The sequence below is a fragment of the Flavobacterium sp. GCM10022190 genome (genome assembly GCF_042656445.1).
GTDB classification, from domain to species: Bacteria; Bacteroidota; Bacteroidia; order Flavobacteriales; family Flavobacteriaceae; genus Flavobacterium; species Flavobacterium nitratireducens.
In genome coordinates, this window is record NZ_JBHSOQ010000001.1 from 938319 (window position 1) to 964180 (window position 25862).

12 protein-coding genes are annotated in these 25862 nt (G+C 32.3%); all 12 read left to right on the forward strand.

All coding sequences use genetic code 11. The annotated features are described in order from the left end of the window. The first annotated feature begins 242 nt into the window (after window positions 1–242). Window positions 243–3359 carry a glycoside hydrolase family 2 TIM barrel-domain containing protein gene (locus ACFPTQ_RS03970; RefSeq protein WP_379774140.1) on the forward strand — a complete coding sequence of 1039 codons (3117 nt, stop codon included), beginning with the start codon at window positions 243–245 and terminating at the stop codon, window positions 3357–3359. A 154-nt stretch (window positions 3360–3513) separates the two neighbouring features. Further along, complete coding sequence (locus tag ACFPTQ_RS03975) at window positions 3514–7617, forward strand: hybrid sensor histidine kinase/response regulator transcription factor (protein WP_379774143.1); 4104 nt, start codon at window positions 3514–3516, stop codon at window positions 7615–7617. A 58-nt stretch (window positions 7618–7675) separates the two neighbouring features. After that, entirely contained in the window at window positions 7676–8884 is a 1209-nt protein-coding gene (locus ACFPTQ_RS03980; protein ID WP_379775544.1) for a DUF2264 domain-containing protein, read from the forward strand. 26 nt (window positions 8885–8910) lie between these two features. Further along, window positions 8911–10065 (forward strand): glycoside hydrolase family 88 protein, encoded by a 1155-nt coding sequence (locus ACFPTQ_RS03985; RefSeq protein WP_379774145.1) that lies wholly within the window; start codon window positions 8911–8913, stop codon window positions 10063–10065. Between the two features lie 499 nt (window positions 10066–10564). Then, the gene (locus ACFPTQ_RS03990) at window positions 10565–13795 is read left to right on the forward strand and encodes a SusC/RagA family TonB-linked outer membrane protein (RefSeq protein ID WP_379774147.1); all 3231 of its coding nucleotides are present in this window, start codon (window positions 10565–10567) and stop codon (window positions 13793–13795) included. Between the two features lie 31 nt (window positions 13796–13826). Further along, window positions 13827–15797, forward strand: coding sequence for a RagB/SusD family nutrient uptake outer membrane protein (locus ACFPTQ_RS03995; RefSeq protein WP_379774150.1), 1971 nt, complete (start codon window positions 13827–13829; stop codon window positions 15795–15797). A 16-nt stretch (window positions 15798–15813) separates the two neighbouring features. Next, the gene (locus ACFPTQ_RS04000; RefSeq protein WP_379774153.1) at window positions 15814–17010 is read left to right on the forward strand and encodes a DUF4959 domain-containing protein; all 1197 of its coding nucleotides are present in this window, start codon (window positions 15814–15816) and stop codon (window positions 17008–17010) included. A 25-nt stretch (window positions 17011–17035) separates the two neighbouring features. Continuing rightward, entirely contained in the window at window positions 17036–18310 is a 1275-nt protein-coding gene (locus ACFPTQ_RS04005) for a DUF4998 domain-containing protein (RefSeq protein ID WP_379774156.1), read from the forward strand. A gap of 581 nt (window positions 18311–18891) precedes the next feature. Beyond that, entirely contained in the window at window positions 18892–23091 is a 4200-nt protein-coding gene (locus tag ACFPTQ_RS04010; protein ID WP_379774159.1) for a glycosyl hydrolase, read from the forward strand. Window positions 23092–23094: 3 nt separating this feature from the next. After that, window positions 23095–23790 carry a hypothetical protein gene (locus ACFPTQ_RS04015; protein WP_379774161.1) on the forward strand — a complete coding sequence of 232 codons (696 nt, stop codon included), beginning with the start codon at window positions 23095–23097 and terminating at the stop codon, window positions 23788–23790. 79 nt (window positions 23791–23869) lie between these two features. Then, the gene (locus ACFPTQ_RS04020; protein ID WP_379774164.1) at window positions 23870–24724 is read left to right on the forward strand and encodes a glycoside hydrolase family 16 protein; all 855 of its coding nucleotides are present in this window, start codon (window positions 23870–23872) and stop codon (window positions 24722–24724) included. Between the two features lie 3 nt (window positions 24725–24727). Continuing rightward, window positions 24728–25855, forward strand: a complete 1128-nt coding sequence (locus ACFPTQ_RS04025) for a glycoside hydrolase family 43 protein (RefSeq protein WP_379774167.1) — start codon at window positions 24728–24730, stop codon at window positions 25853–25855. The last annotated feature ends 7 nt before the right edge of the window (window positions 25856–25862 follow it).

Here is a 25862-nt window from a genome sequence, read left to right on the forward strand (position 1 = left end):
TTAATTATTTCGTTTCCTCCAGAAGTTTTAGTCTGTATTAAAGAAAAAGGCTTGATTTTTGTCTAAATGGGCGGAATTACCCCCTTTAATATTGCATTATACCCCTCATCTCTTTTCTTGAGTTATTTATATTTGTAAACTTCATTTTGTTGTTTTTTGCTACTTGTTTGTTATAGATTGGCAATTAGTAAAAAGTAACCAAAATGGAATGATTTATAAATAGGTTAATTAAAAAGAGTTAAATGAAAAATGTTTTAGTAGCACTTGCTATTTTTTTTAGTCTTCAATCCAATTTTGCACAAACAAACGAATGGGAAAATCCTCAAATCATTGATAGAGGTAAGGAAGCAGCCAGAAGTTCTTTTCTTTTGTACAGCAACCAAGCTGAATTGAAAGAAAATAATCCTCAAAAATCAGCTTTATATCAAAGTCTAAACGGAAATTGGAAGTTTACCGTTGTTAAAAATCCATCACAAAGACTAATGGATTTTTATGCCACTGATTTAAATGATTCTAATTGGAGTACAATAGAAGTGCCTTCCAATTGGGAAATTCAAGGTTTTGATATTCCTATTTACACTAATTTAGTTTATCCTTTTCCTAAAAATCCACCTTTCATAAATGGAGATTACAATCCAGTTGGGACGTACAGACGTAGTTTTACAGTTTCAGATGCTTGGAATGATAAAGAAATTATTTTGCATTTTGCCTCAATTACAGGTTATGCTAGAGTGTTTTTAAATGGAAAAGAAGTAGGTATGACTAAGGCTTCCAAGACACCTGCTGAATTCAATATTACTCCTTTTTTGAATAAAGGAAACAATGTAATTGCTGTTCAAGTTTTTCGTTGGCATGATGGAAGTTACCTAGAAGATCAAGATTTTTGGAGATTAAGTGGTATTGAACGTGATGTTTATTTGCAAGCAATGCCTAAAACTACTATTTGGGATTTCTTTGTAAAAAGTGATTTAGATTCTCAATACCAAAATGGTTTGTTTAATTTGGATGTAACTTTACGAACATTCCAAAATAGTAAAATTAAAAATCCAGCTGTAAAAGTTGATTTATACGATAATCAAGGCAAAGTTGTTTTTTCTGAAACTAAAAAAGTTTTGAATAAAGATCAAAAAATCAATTTTACTAAAACAATTGATAATGTTAAGCAATGGAATGCTGAAACACCAAATTTGTACTCTTATACAATTTCATTATTAGATGAAAAAGTAAATACTTTAGAGATTATATCTAAAAAAACAGGTTTCAGAAAAGTTGAAATCAAAAATGCCCAATTATTAGTAAATGGAAAAGCGGTATTAGTAAAAGGAGTAAATATACATGAGCATAGTGAAACAAAAGGACATGTTCCAGACACCGATTTAATGTTGAAAGATCTTCAATTGATGAAAGAAAACAATATTAACTCAATCAGAATGTGTCATTATCCACATGATACCCGTTTTTACGATTTGTGTGATGAGTATGGTTTTTATGTGGTTGATGAAGCTAACATAGAATCTCATGGAATGGGTGCTGAATGGCAAGGATCATTTGATAAATCAAAACACCCTGCCTATTTACCAGAATGGGCTCCAGCTCATTTAGATCGTATCAAAAGAATGTTTGAATTAAATAAAAATCAAGCTTCGATAATTATTTGGTCGTTAGGAAATGAATGCGGAAATGGCCCAGTGTTTTACGATGGCTACGATTGGTTAAAAAAAGTAGATTCTTCTCGTCCAGTTCAATTTGAACAAGCAGGTGAAAATAGAAATACAGATATTGTTTGTCCTATGTATCCTGGAATTGAAAGTATGAAAGAATATGCTAAAGCTGATAAAAAACGTCCCTACATTATGTGTGAGTACTCACATGCAATGGGGAATAGTAGTGGGAATTTTCAAGAATATTGGGATATAATTAATAGTAGCAAGCACATGCAAGGTGGTTTTATCTGGGATTGGGTAGACCAGGGATTGAAAACGAAAAATGAGAAGGGAATTACATTCTGGGCTTATGGTGGAGATTTAGGAGGAGCCAAGTTGCAAAATGATGAAAATTTCTGTGCTAATGGATTGGTGAGTGCTAATAGAGTTCCTCATCCAGGTTTGTTTGAAGTGAAAAAAGTGTATCAGAACATTCAATTTCAATTGGAAGATGAGCGTAATTTAGTTGTTACAAATCATTTTAATTTTACCAATTTGTCTGATTATAACTTTAAATGGGAATTAGTTCAGAATGGGGCGATTAGTAAATTGGGGGAATTTACTCTTAATCTAAATCCAGAAGAAAGTAAAAAAGTAGCTTTGGATTTAGGAAGTATTGATGATAGTTCAGAGTATTTTATAAATGTTTATGCATATTCTAAAAATGACGCACCATTAGTAGCAAAAGGTCATGAATTTGCTAGAGAACAGTTCTCAATTGGTAAAGGAAATTATTTTGCAAATCATTCTGATGCTAAAAGTGTTAAAAAACTGAAATATACAGTTAAAAAGAATTTACTTTCTTTTGAAACAGAAAGTGTTCAAGGAACATTTGATATGGAAAAAGGAGAATTTACAAAGTATACTTTGAAAAATTCTACGGAACAATTGATAACTGATTTTCCATCCCCTTATTTCTGGCGTGCACCTACTGATAACGATTTTGGTAGTGGTTCGCAAAATAAATTGGTTGTCTGGAAAACAGCATCACAAAAGCCAAGTTTATTGAATGTAAGCTTGGATAAAAAATCTAAAGAAGGATTATTACTTACTGTTAACTATCAACTTTCCGGAGTTGAAGTTCCTTATGCTGTAAATTATCTAATTCAAAATGATGGTGCTATTAAAGTAACGGCAGCCATCGATATTACAGGAAAAAATTTACCTGAATTGCCTCGTTTTGGAATGCGTTTAAAACTAAATGGTGCTTATGATCATTTAAATTATTATGGTAGAGGACCTTGGGAAAACTATTCGGATAGAAATACAGCATCATTTATGGGGAATTATTCGGATAAAGTAATTAACCAATTTACAAGAAATTATATTCGTCCTCAAGAATCGGGTTATAAAACAGATGTTCGCTGGTTGACTTTAAAAAATGATAGTGGAAAAGGATTGAAGATAACTGGAGAGCAAGCAATTGGTTTTAGTGCGTTAAATGTTTCAACAGAAGATATTGACCCAGGTAAACGTAAGTCTCAACGTCATCCTTCGGATTTAAATTTAGATTCTAAAGAAGCTGTTTACCTTCATGTAGATTATAAACAACGAGGTGTAGGTGGGGATGATAGTTGGGGAAGATTACCACATGATAAGTATCGTTTATTGGACAAAAAATATAGTTATTCATATTTAATTTCATTAGTTAATTAATTTTTAGGGTTTTTGTGTTAGTTAAAAAACCTATGAAGTAATTCATAGGTTTTTTTTAATTATTATGATGTATGTAATTATAGATTTTATTTAAATTAAACTTTTATATCTTTTATCAGATTAGTAATTTTATAAATAACCAAACAGTATTTTTATGTTGAGAAAAGTTTCTTTTTTGCTTTTAACATTTTTTACTTGTATTACTGTGAGTTCGCAAACAGTAAAAGGTTTATTACGTACAAGTTTTAACAATGATAAATATGATGTAGCTTATTTAGGAATTGAACATGGATTAGCTAATAATGCTGTAACCGCTGTTTATAAAGATAAACGAGGTTTAATGTGGTTCGGTACTTATGACGGAATTAGTAGGTACGATGGATATAATTTTTTGAATTATAGAAATGAGCCCAATGATGCCAACTCGCTAATTAATAATAGGGTTGTAAGTATTTGTGGGACTCATAATGATATTTGGATAGGTACTAAAGGAGGGATAAGTGTTTATAATTATTTGTCTAATGGATTTAGTACGAAGTATTATTTAAATCCTAAAACTAACAAACAGGAACTAATTGATTTCACAATAAATGAGATTAAAGAACACAATAAAAATATATATGTTGCTACAGCTGGAAGTGGGTTGTTATGCGCTTCTAATAAAGGAGATAAGATAATAGCAATTCCTCTCAAATTAAATGGTAGATTACATTGGGATTATCATGTGCAAGGTCTTGTAATTGATAGATTAGGAAGGCTATGGGCCATTATTGGGAAAGGTGTTGCAATCTTAGATACAAAAACCCAAACACTAAATTTGGTTAAATCTATTGATAATGTTGATTTTATAACTTATGATGGTTTTTCAAATATTTGGTTAGGGTTAAGTGATGGATTAATAAAATTCAACATTAAAGATAAAAGCACTGAAACTTTTTTAAGTCCACAATTAAAATACACAATTATTTCAGGTTTGATGTACAAACCAGATAGCAAGCAAATTTGGATAGCTACAGGGAGTAATGGTATTCTTAGTTTTGATACAAAAGAAAAGTTTTTTAATTTGATAAATTCAAGCAGTTTGTCAAAGGATTTAACAAGTAATGCAATTTCATCTTTATATTGTGATAATGATAATCGGGTTTGGGTTGGTACTTTGAGGGGAGGAGTAAATGTTATTGAAAGTAGGATAAAACCTTTTCAAACTATTTCAAAAAATAATAAGACAACAAACACATTACCTAGTGATTTTATTCTTTCCTTTTGTGAACAAGATACTAGTCATATTTGGGTAGGAACTGATGGTTTTGGAGCCAGTTTATGGGATAGGAAAAATAATATTTTTACAAACTATTCTCATAATCCAAATAATCCAAATTCTCTTTCTAATAATTTTGTTACAAAGATTGTGAAAGACGAAAAAGGTATTTGGTTCGGGACGTATGGAGGGGGAGTTTGCCTTTTTAATTCTCAAACTAAAACATTCAAGAGATACGATCTTTATAGCTCTAAATATAATATTGGGCATAAAAATATTTGGGAACTTTTTAAAAGTAAAGCCGGTATTTTATGGGCTGCATCACCCGATGTTGAAGGATTATATCGATACAATTCAGATGATGATAGATTTGATTATGTAGATGCAAAAATTAATGGTATTATTTCAATTACAGAAGATAAAGAAGGTGTTTTGTGGTTGGGTACTTTTACAAATCTTATCAGGCTTAATATAAAGACAATGGAAAAAAAAGTAGAGGATTTAAACTATCCAATACGTTCTATTGTATCGGTTTCTAATACCAAAATGCTTGTTGCTACCGAAGGGGGCGGTTTGATGATTTATAATCCTAAAAACTTTAAGAAAAAGTTTTTGACTCAAAAGAATGGACTTCCAAATAATTCAGTTCTTAATATTGTTAAAGACAATAAAGGAACTTATTGGTGTAGTACTTATAATGGAATTTTTGTTTATAATGGAGCTAATGGTAAAATAACAAAATATCAAGCTGCAGATGGGCTTCAAAGTAATCAGTTTAATTATAATGCAGCACTCAAATTATCTACAGGAGAAATAGTTTTTGGAGGTATTAAAGGTTTTAATATAATTGATACAAAGATTGAAAGTCAAAAACATCCTTTCCCTAAATTAATTATTACTGATATCAATGTTAATAATCAATTTTATAATGAATCTGGTTTGACTGCTTTTGGAATCGATAAATTAAGATTACCATACGATGAGTCGATGTTGAATATTAAATTTGCTGCATTAGAATACAGCCTACCTGAAAAAATTTCGTACGCTTATTTTTTAGAAGGGTGGGATTCCCAATGGCATTATGTAGGTAATATTAGAACAGCAAATTATTCAAAATTAACAGAAGGGAATTATGTTTTAAAAATTAAATCAACGAATGCTGAAGGAATTTGGAATACTAGCGTTATTTCATTACCTATTACTATTTTACCTCCTTGGTATCGAAGTAATTATGCTTATCTGTTTTATGTTTTAGTTGTTGCTTTCATTCTTTATATAGTAGATAAGTATCAGAACAGACAAGCGCAACTAAAATATCAAATACAATTGTCTCAAGATTTAGCAAAGCAAGAAAAAGAATTGAATGAGAAAAAATTAACTTTTTTTACTAATATTTCTCATGAGTTTCGCTCTCCTTTAACCATGATTATAAATCCTTTGAAAGATATAATGTATGGTAATGAAAAGTATATCGCTCCAGGGACTTTAGAAATGGTTTATAGTAATTCCAGAAGATTATTGAGTTTAGTAGATCAGTTGTTACTTTTTAGGAAAACGGAAACTGAAACCGGTAAATTAAAGATAGCTAAAGTTGATATTGTTGAGTTAGGGAAAGAGGTTTTTAGTTGTTTTGTTCATCATGCTAAAACCAAAAATATAGATTATAGTTTCAGTTTTTCTGAAGAAAGTCTAATTGTTTATGTTGATAGGGAGAAAATTGAAATGGCATTGTTTAATTTGATATCCAATGCTTTAAAATTTACAGAGAAAGAAAATGGTGCTGTGACAGTTAACATCCGATACATAAATAATGAGGTCGTGATAAATGTTGTTGATAATGGTCAGGGAGTTTCAGATGCAGATAAGGAGAAAATATTTAATCTGTTTTATCAATCCAACCAAAATATTAAAAATAACAGAAAAGGTTTTGGAATTGGACTTTATTTGGTGAAACAATTTGTTAATCAGCATCATGGTTCGGTACGATGTTTTGATAATGAGAAAGCTGGTTCAGTCTTTGAAATAAAACTGCTTTTGGGTAAAGAACATTTTGGCGACATCGAAATTAGAGAGGATTTAAGCGACAGAACATTATTTATAGAGGATGCTTTAGAGGATAAAGTTATTCAAGAGCAGGTTTTGGAGAATATTGATGAAGAAGTAGAAATTGAAAATGATTTGATAAAAGATGCTAAAAGTATTTTGGTTGTCGATGATAATCCCCAAATCAGAAATTATTTAAAACGCATATTGACTCCGAAATATCGAGTTACAAGTGCTGAAAATGCTGAAGTTGCTTTAGATAAAATTAGGAAGATTCAGCCTGATTTGATTATTTCTGATGTCGTTATGGGGGAAATGAATGGTGTTGCTTTTTGTAAATACATTAAAACCAATGATGAATTTAAACATATTCCGGTAATATTACTAACAGGAGGGACTTCAGAAGATGTAAAATTGAAAGGAGCTGAGGTTGGAGCGGATGATTATATTACTAAACCTTTTGATAATGATTATTTATTAGCCAGAATTAATGGAATATTAACCAGACGCGAAAGTGTTCAGAATTATCTTCTTAATTCAGTTACTAAAAATGTAGCCAGTCCAAAATTGTCTGATGAAGATAAAAAAATGATCGACAAGATTGTAGAGATAATCGATGCGAATCTTGATGTAGAAAATTTCAATGTAAGAGATTTGGCAGTTGAACTAGGGATGAGTCATTCCTTGGTTTATAAAAAAATTAAAAAAATTACAGGTAAATCAGTTTCTGAATTTACGAGAAATGTCCGTTTAAGAAAAGTAGCTACTTTATTAATTACGACAGATTTGCAGATTAGTCAAGCAGCATCTATAGCTGGTTTTGGGGATATAAAATATTTTAGAAAACAGTTTCAGCAATTTTATAATATGAATCCTTCCGAATTTAAAAAGAAGTATCAAAATGTGAAGGATAATAAGTATATATTGAATGAGAGTTTCTGGAAATCAACACAATAGTAATTTGTATTAATTGGGTATTATGAGTAATTGTTTTAAAAAAATCTTTTTGTTTTTTGTGTTTTTTTTGAATACTACACTGTTATTGTATTCACAATCCAAAAAGCTTGAAAAAGATTCGCCTGAAAAAGTTCGTAAATTTTTTGTAACATCTTTAATTAAAATTGGTGATCCTGTTTTGGTTGCCTTGAGTAACAATCAACTGAAAGAATTAATGCCGGTTGAAAGATCTCCAGGTGCCTGGGATGACAGGAAACATGTGACTTATTTGGAGGCTTTTGGTCGTTTATTGTCCGGGATGGCTCCTTGGTTGGAGTTAGGTCCGGATGCAACTCCAGAAGGGAAATTAAGAGCAAAATATATTGCTTTGGCTCAAAAATGTATTCATAATGCTACAGATCCAAATTCACCTGATTTTATGAATTTTAAGGTTGACAAGCAGCCTTTGGTTGATGCCGCTTTTTTTGCTCAGGCTTTGTTACGTGCACCAAAACAATTGTGGGAACCACTCGATGCAACCACTAAAGAAAATGTGATAAAAGCTTTTAAATCGTCTAGAAAAATAGAGCCGTATCATAGTAATTGGTTGCTTTTTGCTAGTATGGTAGAAACGGCGATACTTAAGTTTGATAAAGACGAAGACCCAAAACGATTAATGTATGCTTTAGACGAACATAAAAAATGGTATTTAGGAGATGGAACTTATGGAGATGGTCCTGATTTTCATTGGGATTATTACAATAGTTTTGTGATTCATCCCATGCAACTGGATATACTAAAAACACTCAACGAAAAAGATACTAATTTTAAAGCCGATTTTAAAACAGAATTGGATAGAGCTAGGCGTTATGCTGCCATTCAGGAACGATTAATTTCTCCTGATGGAACTTATCCGCCTATTGGTCGATCATTAGCCTATCGTTTTGGAGCTTTTCAGTTGTTGTCTCAAATTGCACTTTGGAAAGAATTGCCAAAAGAGGTTGCTCCGGCTCAAGTACGTTCAGCTTTATATGCTATGATTTATAATCAATTGAAAGCTCCGGGAACATTTGATAAAAATGGCTGGTTACAAATAGGTTTGTATGGACATCAACCCAATATTGGCGAAGGGTATATATCAACAGGAAGTTTGTATTTGTGTTCAGAAGCATTTTTAGTACTAGGTTTACCAGCTACAGATGCATTCTGGACTGATAATTATGTACCTTGGACTCAAAAGAAAATTTGGTCAGGACAGATTATTCCAATTGATCATGCTTCAAAATAAATAAAAACTAAATCAACTATAAAATTATGAAGTTTAAATACACATTTTTTGTTCTAATAACATCTTTTTCTTTGATGCTTGTTAATTGTAAAAGCAGTGCTGTAAAGCAAGAAACCGCTATAAAAGAATCAAAAAAAGAGGTTATAGCTCTTATTGACAAAGTAAACAGTCGTTGGCAAAGTTCACATCCAGAATTAGGTAATTCCTTTTGGAATGTTGCGGCTTATCATACAGGGAATATGGAAGCGTATAAGGTTACTAAAAATAAAAAGTATTTAGATTATTCTTTGGCTTGGGCAGAAAAAAATCAATGGATGGGAGCCAAGTCGAATGACAAATCCGAATGGAAATACAATTATGGAGAAAATGATAAACATGTGTTGTTTGGTGATTGGCAAATTTGTTTTCAAACCTATATTGATTTATACAATTTTACAGGAAAGAAAGATGCTTATAAAATTGCTCGAGCTCGTGAAGTTATGGAGTATCAAATGAGTACTGCTGCTAATGATTATTGGTGGTGGGTAGATGGGTTGTACATGGTAATGCCTGTTATGACTAAATTATATAAACTAACTGGAAATGAAATGTATTTAGAAAAATTGCATGAATATTTAACTTATGCCAATGGAATTATGTATGATCAAGAGACTAGCTTGTATTTTAGAGATGCTAAATATGTTTATCCAAAACATAAAAGTGTAAATGGTAAAAAAGATTTTTGGGCTAGAGGAGACGGATGGATTTTTGCGGGTTACGCCAAAATAATTCAAGATTTGCCAAAAAATGCGAAACACAAGCAAGAATACATTAATAGATTTAAAGATATGGCAAAGGCTTTGGCTAGTGCCCAACAAAAAGAAGGATATTGGACTAGAAGTTTATTGGATCCCGAGCATGCACCTGGTCCAGAAACAAGTGGAACGGCTTTTTATACCTATGGTTATTTATGGGGAATAAATAATGGTATTTTAGATAAAAAAACGTATTTACCAGTGGTTGAAAAATCCTGGAACTATTTAACTCAGTTTGCATTGCAACCCGATGGAACAGTTGGTTATGTGCAACCTATTGGGGAAAAAGCAATTCCTGGACAAGTAGTAGACAAGAATTCAACAGCCGATTTTGGGGTGGGTGCTTTGTTATTAGCCGCTTCTGAGATGTATCGTTTTGTGAAATAATTGTGTGTTTTTTTGATAGATTTAAAGAGCTTGTGTCAAAGTAGGACACAAGCTCTTTTTTTTGTTGTATTTGGTAAAATTAAATTATTTGAATCATTATAAATAATCTTAAAATATATGACTGTTTTTTTATTATAAGTGAAAATCTTGTGTTAAATGTGTGATAATACTATTTTGTCCCTTTTTTAATGTTTGATTTACCCCCCTAGAGTATGAATTGAACTATTAGATTTGTAAAGTGAATAGAATGTTAATGTAGTATTAAATATTTCTTAATAATGTTGAAATTTAAATTTTGAAATATTTTATAAAGCAATTATTTTATTCCTATATAGAGTAACAATTGTAAAAAAAAAACCAAAAAACAAACCAATCAATCAACTTTAAATTTTTAAATAAAATGAAGAAACATTAAATATTAAATAAGACAAAAAGGTCTACATAGAGTTAATTAAAAAGTAGATAAAAGAATGACTAACCATTAAAATTTACACCACACATGACAAACTTTATTAAATTAAAGAAAAAAATTCGTAGTGTTTTGGAAATTGAATTAAAAATGAAACTAACGGTATTTTGTTTGTTAGTTTCATTATTTCAAGTTTATGCAAATACTATTAGTTTTACTAGTTCAAAAGGATTTGACAAATTATTTCAACAAAAAAGCATTAACGGACAAATTAATGATGAGAATGGAATGCCTCTTCCAGGAGCAACAGTATCTATAAGAGATACTAAAATAGGAACCATAACAGATTTTGACGGAAAATTCACTTTGAAATTAGATGCTAATTCAAAAATATTAGTAGTAAGTTCTGTAGGGTATACTACTCAAGAATTACCAATTGGAAATAAAACAGAATTCGTAGTTTCTTTAAAGCCAAGTTCAGAAGGTTTGGACGAAGTTGTTGTCGTAGGTTACGGAACACAAAAGAAAGAAAGTTTAGTAAGTGCGATCACTACTGTGCCTGTTGGAGAAATCAAAGGGCCTTCGAGTAACTTAACGACGATGATGGCGGGAAGAGTGTCGGGGATGATCGCTTATCAAAGAAGCGGGGAGCCAGGAGCAGATAATTCTGATTTTTTTATTCGTGGTTTGGGGTCTTTCGGAGCTGGAAAAGTAAATCCTTTAATTTTAATTGATGGTGTGGAATCATCTACAACAGATATGGCTCGATTGCAACCTGATGATATTGAGGCGTTTTCGGTGTTAAAGGACGCATCAGCAGCAGCTATTTACGGTGCTCGTGGAGCTAATGGTGTGGTGTTAATTACCACTAAATCCGGTAAAGCTGGTAAGTTAAAATTTAGATTTCGTCAAGAAAATAAGCTTTCTAGTAATACTAGAAATTTCAAATTCGCAGATAATATAACTTATATGAATTTGGCGAATGAGGCAGTTTTAACAAGAGACCCTATAGGTGTTTTACCTTATTCTCAAATTAAAATTGACAGAACGGCTGCAGGAGCAGATCCGATATTATATCCTAGCAACAATTGGATTGATCAATTGATAAAAGATTATACATTCAATCAAGGATATAATTTAAGTGTAAGCGGAGGAAGTGATAATACACAATATTATGTGGCCAGTACATATAATATTGATAACGGGGTTTTGAAAGTAGATAACTTGAATAATTTCAATAACAATATAAAATTAAGAAATTATTCTTTTAGATCTAATGTTAATATTAAGTTAACCCCAACTACTGAAGGTATTATTCGATTTTATGGTCAGTTTGATGATTATACAGGTCCTGTTGGTGGTGGTACTGCTTTATTTAATAGAGCAATTTGGTCAAATCCAGTAGCTTTTCCTGCGGTCTATCCTTCTAAATACTTGCCATATATAGAACATCCATTATTTGGTGGAGCTGTTACAGGTTACGGAAGTACTACTTTATTGACAAATCCCTATGCAGAAATGGTAAGAGGATATCAAGTAAGTAAAGCTTCTACCATACAAACTCAATTAGAATTTAAACAAGATCTTAAGGGGATTACTCAAGGATTAAGTGCAAGAGCTATGGCGTATGTTAGAAGATATTCTTTCTATAGTCTATCCAGACAATACAATCCTTTTTATTACAATGCCACAATTAATCCAGATACGGATGAGGTGTTTTTAAATTTGTTAAATCCTGGAGGTGAAGGTTCTATAGGTGTTCCTGGTAGAGAATATCTGAATTATATAGAAGGTCCTAAAAATCTAACATCAGAAATTTACCTTCAAACTGTCGTAAACTACAATAGAACTTTTGCTGAGAAGCATGACGTCTCAGGGATGTTGGTTAATATAATGCAAAATATTGAGGCGGGTAATCCAGGAGGGCTTCAATCTTCGTTACCTTCCAGAAACTTTGGTCTTTCTGGGCGTTTTACTTATTCTTACGATAAGAAATATTTAGCGGAGTTTAATTTTGGATATAATGGATCAGAACGTTTTGCAAAAAATAATCGATATGGTTTCTTTCCCTCAATTGCTTTGGGATATGTAGTTTCTAATGAGAAGTTTTTTGAACCATTATTGGATGTTGTTAGTAATTTAAAATTCAGAGCCAGTTACGGATGGGTTGGAAATGATCAAATTGGAAGTGCAACAGATCGTTTCTTTTATTTGTCTGAAGTGAATTTAGATAATGGTTTTTATGGAGCTAGTTTTGGAGATTTAAATGGATATTACCGTCCAGGTATTTCTATTTCAAGATATGCTAATGATAAAATTAGTTGGGAACGATCCAAACAAATCAATATTGGTATGGATTTAAAATTATTCAATTCTATTGATATCGTTATAGATGCTTTTAAGCAAACTCGTTCTAATATTTTGCAAGCGCGTTCTAATATTGGTTCTACATTGGGGTTAGCTGTTACACCTGCAACCAATTTTGCAGCTGCAGAAAGTAAAGGTTTTGATATGTCTATCAATTATAACAAGCACTTTGGAGATGATTGGTTTACGAATTTAAGGGGTAATTTAACCTATTCTACTAGTAAAATATTAAAATATGATGAGAATTATTATCCACCAGAATTGAGTTATTTGTATAGAAAAGGAAATTCGATCGCTCAAAACTATGGATATATTGCTGAAAGATTGTTTGTTGATGATCAAGAAGCAGCTAATTCACCAAAACAGTTTGGAGTTTATGGAGGAGGAGATATTAAATATAGAGATGTTAATGGTGATGGAGTTATTTCCAGTTTAGATAGAGTACCAATAGGCTATCCAACATCTCCTGAAATAATCTATGGTTTTGGGGGAACTTTAGGGTATAAAAAATTTGATTTTAGTTTGTTTTTCCAAGGTTCAGCTCGTTCGTCATTCTTTATTAATCCACAAAATATTTCACCTTTTGTAATTAATGGTAGTGCTCAAAACGGATTGCTTAAGGTAGTTGCTGATGATCACTGGTCTGAAGATAATAGAAATTTATATGCATTTTGGCCAAGATTAAGCGATACATTTATTGAAAATAATAATCAAACATCTACATGGTGGATGAGAAATGGTGCATTCTTAAGGCTTAAAAGTATTGAATTAGGTTATAATGTGTCTAAAGAATTTTTAGATAAGTTTAAAATTTCAAATTTACGATTGTATGCTAATACAATGAATCCTATGGTCTTCAGTAGTTTTAAATTATGGGATCCTGAAATGGGAGGTAATGGTTTAGGATATCCTATTCAGGTAACCTACAATTTTGGAATATTACTTGATTTATAATGTATATGATAAGGCATAAAAAATAATAATCATGAAAGAAAATAAAACCATAATAAATAGATTGAGAAAATCTATTATACCAATAGCTGCCTCATTTGTAACTTTGTTTGCAATGGGTTCATGTTCAAGTGATTTTTTGGATGTCATACCAGATAATGTGGCAACTATTGAAAATGCTTTTAAGTTAAGAAATGAAGCGGAAAAATATTTATTTACTTGTTATTCTTACCTACCAAAAGATGGAAGTGTTTATCACAATCCTGGGTTTTTAGGTGGAGATGAAATGTGGATTCCATATAAAACTTCGATAACTAGTGATGTTTTTGAAATAGCAAGAGGGAGTCAAAGAAGGTCAAATCCTTATTTTAATGTATGGGATGGTAATTATTCAGGAGGAGGTCCTGGTGACGGTTATAAATTGTTTATAGGTATTCGTCACTGTAATATTTTTTTAGAAAATGTAGGTGATGATTCAAAGGTTCCTGATTTAACTGCTACAGAAAGACAACGTTGGATTGGTGAAGTTGAGTTTTTAAAAGCCTATTATCATTTTTATTTATTAAGAATGTATGGTCCTATTCCGCTTATGAGAACGAATATTCCTATTGATGCTCCTGAAGATCAAATTAATGTTAGGAGAGAACCAGTTGACGAATGTGTTTCTTATATTGCAGATTTACTTGATAAGGCTACTGCAAAACTTCCTGAGGACAATTCTCTTGTTCCAACAACTGAAGCGGGAAGGATAACTAAAACGATAGCTTTAAGCGTTAAAGCTAAGTTGTTATTAATGGCAGCTAGTCCATTATTTAACGGAAATAATGATTTTTCAACCTTAGTAAATAAGGACGGCACTCCTTTGTTTAATGCAACATATGATGCTAATAAATGGAAATTAGCAGCTGATGCTGCGTTAGCTGCAATTGAATCAGCTGAAGCAAATGGTAAAAGTTTATATGTTTTTCCACAATCTTCATTTACGCTATCTTCTGGAACTATTACTGAAATGAGTATTCGTCAAGCTGTTTGTGAAAGATGGAATTCCGAGATTATTTGGGGTAATTCTAATAGTCAAACATCTGATATACAAAGGTTAGCAATGCCTCCACTAGATCCTGCTCATAATCATAATGATGCTAGAAAAATTTTATCTCCACCGCTAAAAATGGCAAGGATTTTTTACACTAAAAATGGGGTGCCAATAAATGAAGATAAAACTTTAGATTTTGCAAATGATACAAAATTACGTGCTGCAACAAATGCTGAGCGTTTTAATATCAAGGAAGGTTTTGTAACAGCAAGAATAAATTTTGATAGAGAACCACGTTTTTATGCCGATTTATCTTTTGATGGAGGTGTGTGGTATAAATATGACAGCCCTTCAAAATCAGATGATGGTACAGTATGGGGATTAAAAGCAAAATTTGGAGACCCAGCTGGAGCATCACATTCCTTTCATATGAATGTAACTGGTTATTTTGTGAAAAAATTAGTAGATTGGAATCAAATTACGTATACAACGGGAGGATCTTTCTACAAAGCATATGCATGGCCAGAAATTCGTTTAGCTGATTTATATTTAATGTATGCTGAAGCATTGAACGAATCTGAAGGGCCATCTTCAACAGTTTATCAGTACATAGATCGTATAAGAACGAGAGCTGGATTAGCTGGTGTAGTTGATTCTTGGGCAAATTTTTCTTCAAATCCATCTAAACCTACAACTCAAGCAGGTTTAAGAGAAATTATTCAAAGAGAACGATTAATTGAATTAGCTTTTGAAGGACATCGTTTCTGGGATTTGAAAAGATGGAAATTAGCTGCTCAAAATTTAAATGCACCTATAACAGGATGGAATGTTAAAGGTACAGATCAAACTTCTTATTATCAAGAGGTTACTGTTTCTCAGCAACAGTTTATAGCGCCTAGAGATTATTTCTGGCCAATACCTGAAAGTGCAATGATTCAAAATCCTAACTTAGTTCAAAATGTGGGTTGGTAACAAAAAATATACAGTTATGAATTGGAAAATAATAAACAAAAGCATTTTTGCAATAATGATAACTTCGTTGCTTATCAGTTGTGAACAAACTAATTTAGAGCCTTTAGAGAATAATTCGACTCCACCTGGACAGGTTACAAATGTAACAGTCGAAAATTTACCTGGTAAGGCTAAATTAACTTATAGTTTGCCTTCAGAGCAAGATTTATTATATGTGAAAGCAGAATATACTCTTGCTAATGGTAGAAAAATGGAAGTGAAATCGTCTTATTATAATAATTCACTTTTAGTAGAAGGTTTTGCTGATACGGATGAACACGATGTTAAATTGTATGCCGTTAACAGAAGTGAAACAGCTTCTAAAGCTGTAGTCGTTAAAATTAAGCCGCTGGAAGCACCAATTTGGGATGTTTACAGAAGTCTCCAAACAGGGGCTGCTTTTGGAGGTATTTATATTACAGGAGCAAATATTACACGTGAAAACCTATCGATTTTGGTTATGCAGAAAAATCCACAAGGCGATTGGATTGTTGATCCTAAAAGTATTTATACTTCTACTGATGTGATCAGTAAAACAATTAGAGGATTCTTGCCTGTAGAACAAAATTTTGCTATAACTGTTAGAGATAGATGGTTAAATACTACTGATACGATTTTTCCAACCATTACTCCTTTAGAAGAGTTTGCTTTACCTAAGTCGGGTTATAAGCATTTTCCTTTGCCAGGAGATACAAAAACTCATCCAACTGCAATCCCTTCAGGTATGTGGGATGGAGATATTATGAATTGGCCTAGAGTATTTTTAACCGATGGTAGTACTCCTGGACAACATGTAGTGACATTTGATACAGGAGTATTAAAAAGAATGAGTCGTATTGTTATTTGGGATTATCCAGAATATTTCAATGGTCGAACCTATTATTACACTGGTGATTTGAAAGAATTTGAAATTTGGGGTTCAGCAAATCCAAATCCAGATGGTAGTCTTGATAATACATGGGTTAAATTAGGAAAGTATAATGCCACTAAGCCTTCAGGTCTTCCATTTGGAGAACAAACAGCTGAAGATTATAATACTGCTGTGGCTGGATTTAGTTGGGATTTTGATCCAACAGCACCTCCTATAAGATACCTAAGAATAGTTTCTCTAAAAAATTGGGGAGGAATTGGTACTATGGCAATTGGTGAAATTCAAGTTTATGGTGCTAATTAATTATTAATGTGTAAAAACTATTGTTATGAACGAAATAAAAAAATATGTTTTACAAACCATAATGGTGTTGGTTTTGTTTGTTGGTTTATGGTCTTGTACCAGTGTGGATGATGCTTATAAAGAGTTTGTTAAAAATGGAGAAATATCTTACACCGGAAAGATAGATTCTTTACATATTTATGCTGGTAAAAATAGAGTAAATGTGAAAGGATTGATAATTTCAGATCCAAAAGTGACTGAAGTTCGTGTTTTTTGGAACACAGGCAGAGATTCTATCGTTGTCCCTGTAACTAGGACATCAGGTCAAGATGTTGTTGATGTTATTATTAATGGATTAGAGGAAAATATTTATAATTTTGAAGTAAGAACTTATGATAAATTAGGAAATAAATCAATTCCTGTAAATAAGGTTGGTAATACGTACGGTCAACGTTATCAGGCAACTTTAACTGCTGCTATTATGAATAGAAAAGTAGTAGTAGGGATAAATACAGGTACTAATCTGGCTGTAACAATGGAATCTCTAAATGATTACACTAAAAATTCTGCTTATTCAATTCTTAGTTATACAGCTACGGATAATACAGTTAAGCAAATTAAAGTTTTATCTACTCAACAAAATTTAACTATAACTGATTATAAAACAGGTACTGATGTTAAATATAAAACGGCTTATTTACCTGAAGTAGGTGCAATAGATGAATTTTTTACACCTGAAAGTTCGTTCTCCACTCAAACGGATGTTACCAGTACTTATTTAGTTAATTACGGTTTTGAGACAAGCCCAACTGGTGCAGCAACAGATAATTATATTTATGATGTTCCAGGTTGGACAGAATCACCAGTTCCAGGAACTTTTACTTATAAAAAACTGGCTACTGTAAATTATGGAAGTAATACAACTCCTTTTGGTATTGCTCCGTTAGCTACAACTAATCCTACAGGAGGAAGTGCTTTGTTAGCGGTAAAACAACATTGGCAACCATCACCCGATGTTTTGTATGTAGAGCAAACAATTACTTTGCCTATTGGTACTTATACTTTGACTTGGCAATCATTAGTTGTTCAGACTACATCAGGAGCTTCCAGTATGATGGGGTATGTTATGGATGGTTTAGGAATTTATGACGGATTCCCTTCTGCAACAGATGCTTGGAAAAACCACAGTTTAGTGTTTTCCGTTACAACTCCTAAGGCAGTAACATTTAGAATGGGGTATAAGAAAACAGGTAATACTGGAGGTGGATCAAGTCCTATTCTTTTTGTAGACAATCTTAAGTTGTTACAAGCTAAATTATAAAACAGGATTTATAATCTGGTTTAACACAGAAGTGATAGGTTGAATATTTTATGACAGACCATAATCGGTTGCTGTTAGGGATTTTTCTGCCAAAAAATTATCACTTCTGTGATAAGCTTATTCTTTGATTTTTAGTTTTTTATATGTAGAATATTGAATTAAGATAATCAGATAACTATAGGATTGATGCTCATCTTTTATCATTAAAACAATGTTTCTACTTGGTTTTTAGAATACAATTGAAAGCTTCTCTTCATTGATTCTATTTAAGTGATAGTTGACTCCTATAATAATATTTCACTCATAAACTTAATAAGTTAAGTAATCTTTCTGTAGGTCAAGTTCAATTTCTAAGAATATAGTATCCCTTTTTTGTAATTCTTTGTATTAGTACAATTTGTTTTTTGTATTTATCTACCATTTTCTTCGAGAAGATTTTTTAGTAATAATGGAAAGATAAATCGGAAAAATTAACAGATGATTTGATGTGTTAAAAATAAAAGGGGATTGTTTTTTAATTCAAGACATTTAAAAGAATGTTTTAATCTCTAAAATTTTAATTAATAATAAAGTTAGATAATATGAATCAAAAAAAATACTTTTTATTATTAACCCTAATGGTGTTTAGCATACAAATGTTTGCTCAGGCTCCAAATTTACCTGTTAAATCGAATTTAAGTACAAGTTTAAGTGGTATAAAGTCATTTAATAATTCATCAGGATTAGATACAATGATTTTTCCTTTTACCGGTGCTAATGAATTTACTCTTGAAGTTAAAGGGAAAGTAAATTCTGCCGTAGGACGAGGACTTGATGTTCAATTAAATAAAGGAAATAATTTTGGTTTTCGAACCTCTTTAGATAAAACAACCTTTAATAATACTGCTAATTTAACGGCAATCGATAACCTAAGTACTTCAATTGATAATGCTCAGGAACAAACATACAGATATGCAGTAAAAGACGGAGTAGTACATATTTATCAGGATGGTCATTATTTAGCTTCTAAGGCTTTGGATTATCTAGTAGATGGTAGTGTTGTAACCCAAACTGTTGAGTATGGTACCGATAATAAATTAAGTAATTGGGCTGGATTTATTGGGAATAATTCTGGAAAACCTTCCGATTATGGTTGGGCTAATACTTCTACAAGTTTACCTTGGAATGGTGCTAACCTAAGTGGTGGAGTTAGGTATGTAGATGTAACTTCTGGACATACGTTCGAGTCTGATGGTACAACATATCAAGGCCGTTTGATGTACATTCGTTGGGACGGTAGTTCTTATTCTTCATCAACATATAGCTATCCAATTAAGTTAGAATATGGTTATCAATATGAATTTTCCTGGTTGTATGAATATTTGGCAAATGCTGCCGCAGGGGCTAAAATGAATGTTTCAATATCAAAAGCTGCTGATGGGACAGGAGCATTGTTTTCAAAAACATTTACAACTGGAAGTGCTAATAAAATTAGAAAAGGCGATTTGACTTTTATGTCAGAATTAGAAGGGACCTACTATTTAACCATAACAGGTGATTATGCTCTTTTTGGTATTGCTGATTTAAAACTAAAATCTTCAAATTTAATTAATAACTGGGCTGGGTTAACAAATAATAATACTGGTACACCTGCAACCTATGGTTGGAAAAATACTTATTCCAGTATTCCTTGGAGTGCTGCAAATAGTACATCCGGAATACGTTATGTTGATGTAACTTCAGGACATACTTATGAATCTGATGGAACCAATTATAGTGGTCGTTTAATGTTTTTGGATTGGAGTGATTCGGCTTATCAAACTTCAACTTACTCTTTTCCAGTTGATGTTGTTGGGGGTAAAAGTTATTCGTTTTCATGGATTTATGAGTTATTGTCTGGTACTGCAACTAATGGGATGACAGTTAGTATTTCTGCTTCTGAAAACGGAAGCTCACCTATAGCGTCTAAAACATTTGCTTGTGGTGCTATTAATAAATTAAGAACAGGTGAACTGCAATTTAATGCATCTGCTGATGGCGTTTACTATATTACAGTGAAAGCTGATCCTGCCTCTTTTGCAATTGGTAAATTAGGTGTGAAACAGGTTTCGAATTCAGGGGCAAATATTACAATTGGTAAAAATTATGCAGATGGAGCAGTGGATATGGTTGTTAGTTCAGTACGTTATGAAGATACGGCCTATGCTCCTGAAAAAATTATTGCTCCTTCAGCCTTAACATTGGAAACATCAAGTGCTTTAACTGTTAATACATATGCCAAATCAAAAGTTGTATTAAATTCTACGGCTTCTCTTACTCTTAAAAATGCGTATACTCCATTAATAAATTCAACAGTTGATTTAAAGTCTTATGATGCGAGGGTTTATTTTCAAAATATTACTCCTGCAAATGTTATTAGCACTCATTTGACGAATTTATATGTTAATGGTGCTCCGGCAGTTAGTAATGAAAATGTATATGTTTTAAATAGCGGCTCAGGTTCTGTTATTGTTCCTTATGTAGCTAATATTCCATTGGAGGTTTTCACAGCAGAGAATTATGGTGGTACTTCAAAACAGTATCAAGATATAATTCGATATATGGATTTAGGAGTTTTAGATAATAAAATAAAGTCTTTTAAATTGAAAAAAGGGCATATGGTGACTTTTGCATCCAATGCTGATGGTACTGGATATAGCAGAGTGTTTATTGCTGAAGACGCTGACTTAGAAGTGCCGGTAATACCTGCTTATTTGAATGGAACAGTATCTTTTATAAGAGCTATGGTTTGGCATTCTGTTAATAAAAAAGGATTAGCCGGAGGTAGCTTAGAAGAACGTACTGGATCAAAAGTTACTTGGTATTATAACTGGAATTCAGGAAGTGCCACTACACCACAAATGGAATATGTTCCTATTAGGCAAACACAATATTGGCCTGGATTTGAAGCTGCTTATACTAAAGAGGGGTATACTCATCTTTTAGGGTACAATGAGCCGGATCGTCCGGATCAGGCAAATATGACTGTTGATCAGGCAATGAGTGGTTGGCCTGGACTTTTGGCATCAGGATTAAGATTGGGTTCTCCATCTCCGTCAGATCCATTTAATGGATGGCTTCCAGATTTTTTAAAGAAGGCTGATGCTGCAAATTATCGTGTAGATTTTACAGCAATTCACTGTTATTGGTATAAAACAGCAGCTCAATGGAAAGCAGATTTAGAATATGTTTATAACAACATCAACGGTAAAAGACCTATATGGATTACGGAATGGAACATAGGAGCGAACTGGACAGGTAATTCTTTCCCTGATGGCCCAAATGTACTCACGGATGCAAATGCTACTAAGCATAAAAATGATTTGATTGCGGTATTGAATGTATTAGATAATCTTGATTTTGTTGAGCGTTATTCAATTTACAACTGGGTTCAGGATGCCCGAGCTATGTTTGTAACAATCAATGATGCTTGGAAGACAAAAAATCCAGGATGGGAAAATTACCAATGGCTTAAAACGGCTCCAGTGGTAGCAAGTTGGACAGGAAATTACACAGTTCTAACTCCAGCAGGTGAGTATTATGCTAATAATGCATCAAAAAAAGCATATAATCCTGCAAGAGAATATATTCCTACTATGACAATTCCAAAGACAGAAACCTTAAGTTATGCGATAGCTGCCAATAATGAAAAAGTTAATGTGAAATGGACTGGAATCAATAATGATTTGGTGAATAAATATGTTTTGCAAAGAAAATTAGAAGGTGAACTTAATTTTTCTGTTTTCTATGAAACTACAGATTATACAAAGTTAAATGTGGATGATTTATTGGTTTATACCAAAGCCGAATACAGAATGAAGGTATTAAGTAAAGATAATAGAGAATCTGCCTATTCGGATGTTATTACAGTTACTAATCCAGATGTTGACAAAGACGGTGTGCTGGATACTGTTGATAAATGTCTTAATACACCTGTTGGTGAAACAGTAGATACAAATGGATGTTCTACTGGACAGTTTGATGATGATAATGATGGGGTAATGAATAGTTTAGATAAATGTCCAAATACACCTAGTGGTGAATCAGTAAATGCCAATGGATGTTTTGCTGTTCCTGCAAACAATTTTTCTATTACTCAGGTTGGTGAAACTTGTCCGAATAAAAACAATGGACAAATTGCGATCGATGCAACAGCATCTTATAATTATGTAGCTACTATAAATAGTGTGGCTCACAATTTTACCAACAATAAATTGTCGGTTAATAATCTTGCTCCTGGAAGCTATTCGGTTTGTATTACCATTCCTGGTAAGACATTCGAGCAATGTTATTCGATAGAAATTCCAAAGAGTAATGCTATTACAGCAAAAACTGTTTCAAACACCGATAAATTAAATGTAACGATTGAATCAGGTACGGCACCTTATCAGGTTCTTGTAAATGGAGTACTTCAGTTTGAAACTTCTGAAACAAATTTTAATGTAAATGTAAATGCTGGAGATGTTTTGGAAGTTTTGACTTCTAAAATTTGCGAAGGAACTTTTGCTAAAACTATAACGTTGTATGATGCGGTTAAAGCTTTTCCAAACCCAACATCAGGTGAATTTGATATCTATTTGCCTACTAACGATGAGGTCGTTACGATAGGGATTTATACCGTTGATTCTAAATTGATATCTAAAGAGAACTATCAAATTCAAAATGGTAAAGTTCATTTGAACATCGAAAAAGAAGCAGCGGGAGTTTATTTCGTGAAAATTTATTCCAATCCTGAAGAAGTTGTTCAAATTATAAAAAAGTAAAAGATGAAAAGACTATCTATATTTATATTGTGTTTAATAATGTTTTCTTCTTGTGGAGGAGATGGTGGAGGATCTGATGCTGCACCAATAACAAATAGTGCTCCTTCAGTTCCAAATTTATCTTATCCGACAAACAATTTGGTATGTACCAATAATATTATCACTTTCCAGTGGAGTGCATCTACCGATGAACAAAATGATGCAGTTAGTTATCAATTAGAAATCGCAACGGATAATGCTTTTAGTCAAAATCTAAATTCAACAATTAATAATGGTTTAACAAAACAAATTACTTTGGAAAAAGGGAAGTTGTATTACTGGAGATTAAAAGCTATTGATAGTAAAAATAAATCAAGTGCTTATACGTCAGTATATAGTTTTTATACCGAAGGAGAAGGAGTAGTTAATCATTTGCCATTTGCTCCAACTTTGCTGACTCCTGTTTTAAATTCAAATCAAACCAAAGGAACTGTAAAATTAAGTTGGACTTCTGAAGATGCAGATGTTTCAGATGTTTTAAAGTATGATGTGTATTTGGGAACAGCTAGTAATCCAACGGAAAAAGTAGCCACTGATTTAACCGTAAAGACATTTGATGCAACGATATCAAATTCCGGAAATTATTATTGGAAAGTTGTAGTAAAAGATGGAAAAGGAGGTACTACTGTTGGTCAGGTTTGGAATTTTAAAGTAAACTAATTTCTTAAAGCCGTTCCATATTAGTTCTGGTGTGTTTTTATTATTGTTACTGTAAATATCTATTAAAATTATCGTTGTGATGAGGTTGTTTTTATTAAGATTTTTAGTTTTTGCTATTGTATTAGTTTCGATTTTTGGTTTTTTCTCAAAAGATGAACAACCTCGAGTATATGAAGGGTATCAATTGGTTTGGAGTGATGAATTCAATAATAATGGTGAGCCCAACAGGGATAATTGGAATTATGAAACCGGCTTTGTTAGAAATTTGGAAGCACAATGGTATCAGAAAGAAAACGCCTATTGTAAAGATGGCTTTTTGATAATCGAAGCAAAAAAAGAGAAACGATTAAATCCAAATTTTGTTGCAAAAGATCATAAAAACTGGACTAAGAATAGAGATTCTATTAGTGTGACTTCTTCTTGTTTAATAACTCGTGGAAAACATTCCTGGCAATATGGTCGATTTGAAATATGTGCCAAAATTCCTGTGGAAAAAGGGATGTGGCCTGCATTTTGGACTTTAGGAGTTAGTGGTAATTGGCCTGCAAATGGAGAAATTGATATTATGGAATATTACAGGGGTAAATTATTAGCCAATGTAGCTTGGAAGTCCGAAACAGATAAGGTTGAATGGGATAGTCATGTAATTCCTTTAGTCGATTTTGGTAAAGATAACTGGGCAAATGAATTTCATATTTGGAGAATGGATTGGAATGAAAACGAGATAAAATTATATGTCGATAATCAATTGATAAATGAAACTATAATTAATGATAAAATGCAATTGGAGCATTTAAAAAACCATCCTTTTAGACAACCTCATTATGTATTATTGAATTTGGCAGTTGGAGGAAATGAAGGAGGAGCATTTGAAGATGATAGCTTTCCTTCTCAATATATTGTTGATTATATAAGAGTTTACCAAAAAAAATAGAACATGAAATTATCCTATTTGATTTATTTTTTTATTCTAATTCCAATTTTAGTATCCAGTCAGAATAATTCATTTATTTCTGGAAAAGAATGGAAAGATACTGATGGTGTACATATTAATGCACATGGTGGTGGTATTTTGTTTGATAATGGAACTTATTATTGGTATGGAGAATACAAAACAGGAGGTAAAGGGGGAAATGTTGCTCAGAAGGGAGTTACTTGTTATTCCTCAACAGATTTATACAGTTGGAAAAACGAAGGTATTGTTTTAGAAGTTACGTTAAATACTAATTCTGAAATTACAAAAGGTTGTATTATTGAGCGGCCGAAAGTAGTTTTTAATAAAAAAACGAAGCAATATGTTATGTGGTTTCATTTGGAGTTAAAAGGGCATGGTTATGATGCTGCTAGAGCGGCTGTAGCAATAAGTAAGAATCCCAAAGGACCTTTTAATTTTATTAAATCTTTGCGACCTAATAAAGGAACTTGGCCTAAGAATTTTGATAGCGAAAACAAAAAATCATTTACAGGAGAAAATACTTTGAAAGCTTGGTCAATCGAGTGGTTGTTAGCAATTAAAAATGGGATGCTAGTTCGAAGGGATTTTAATCATGGGCAAATGTCTAGAGATATGACGGTTTTTGTCGATGATGATGAAAAAGCGTATTTAATTCATTCATCAGAAGATAATTTAACGCTTCATATTTCAGAGCTAACAGATGATTATTTGGGTTTTACAAAGGAATGGACGAGAGTGGAACCTGCTGGTCATAATGAAGCTCCAACTGTTTTTAAAAAAGATGGGTTTTATTATATGATTACGTCTGGTTGCACAGGTTGGGATCCTAATGCTGCACGTTCATTTAAATCGACCTCACTTTGGGGGCCTTGGGAAGCAATAGGAAACCCATGTGTTGGTAAAGATGCACATCTTACATTTTATTCGCAAAGTACTTTTGTTTTGCCAGTTCAAGGGAAAAAGGATCAATTTATTTTTATGGCAGATCGCTGGAATCCTAAAAATCCGATTGCGGGAAGTTATGTTTGGCTTCCTATTCAATTCGATAATGATAAACCAATTTTGAACTGGTATAATAAATGGGATTTAGATTTTTTTAATAACAAATAATATTATA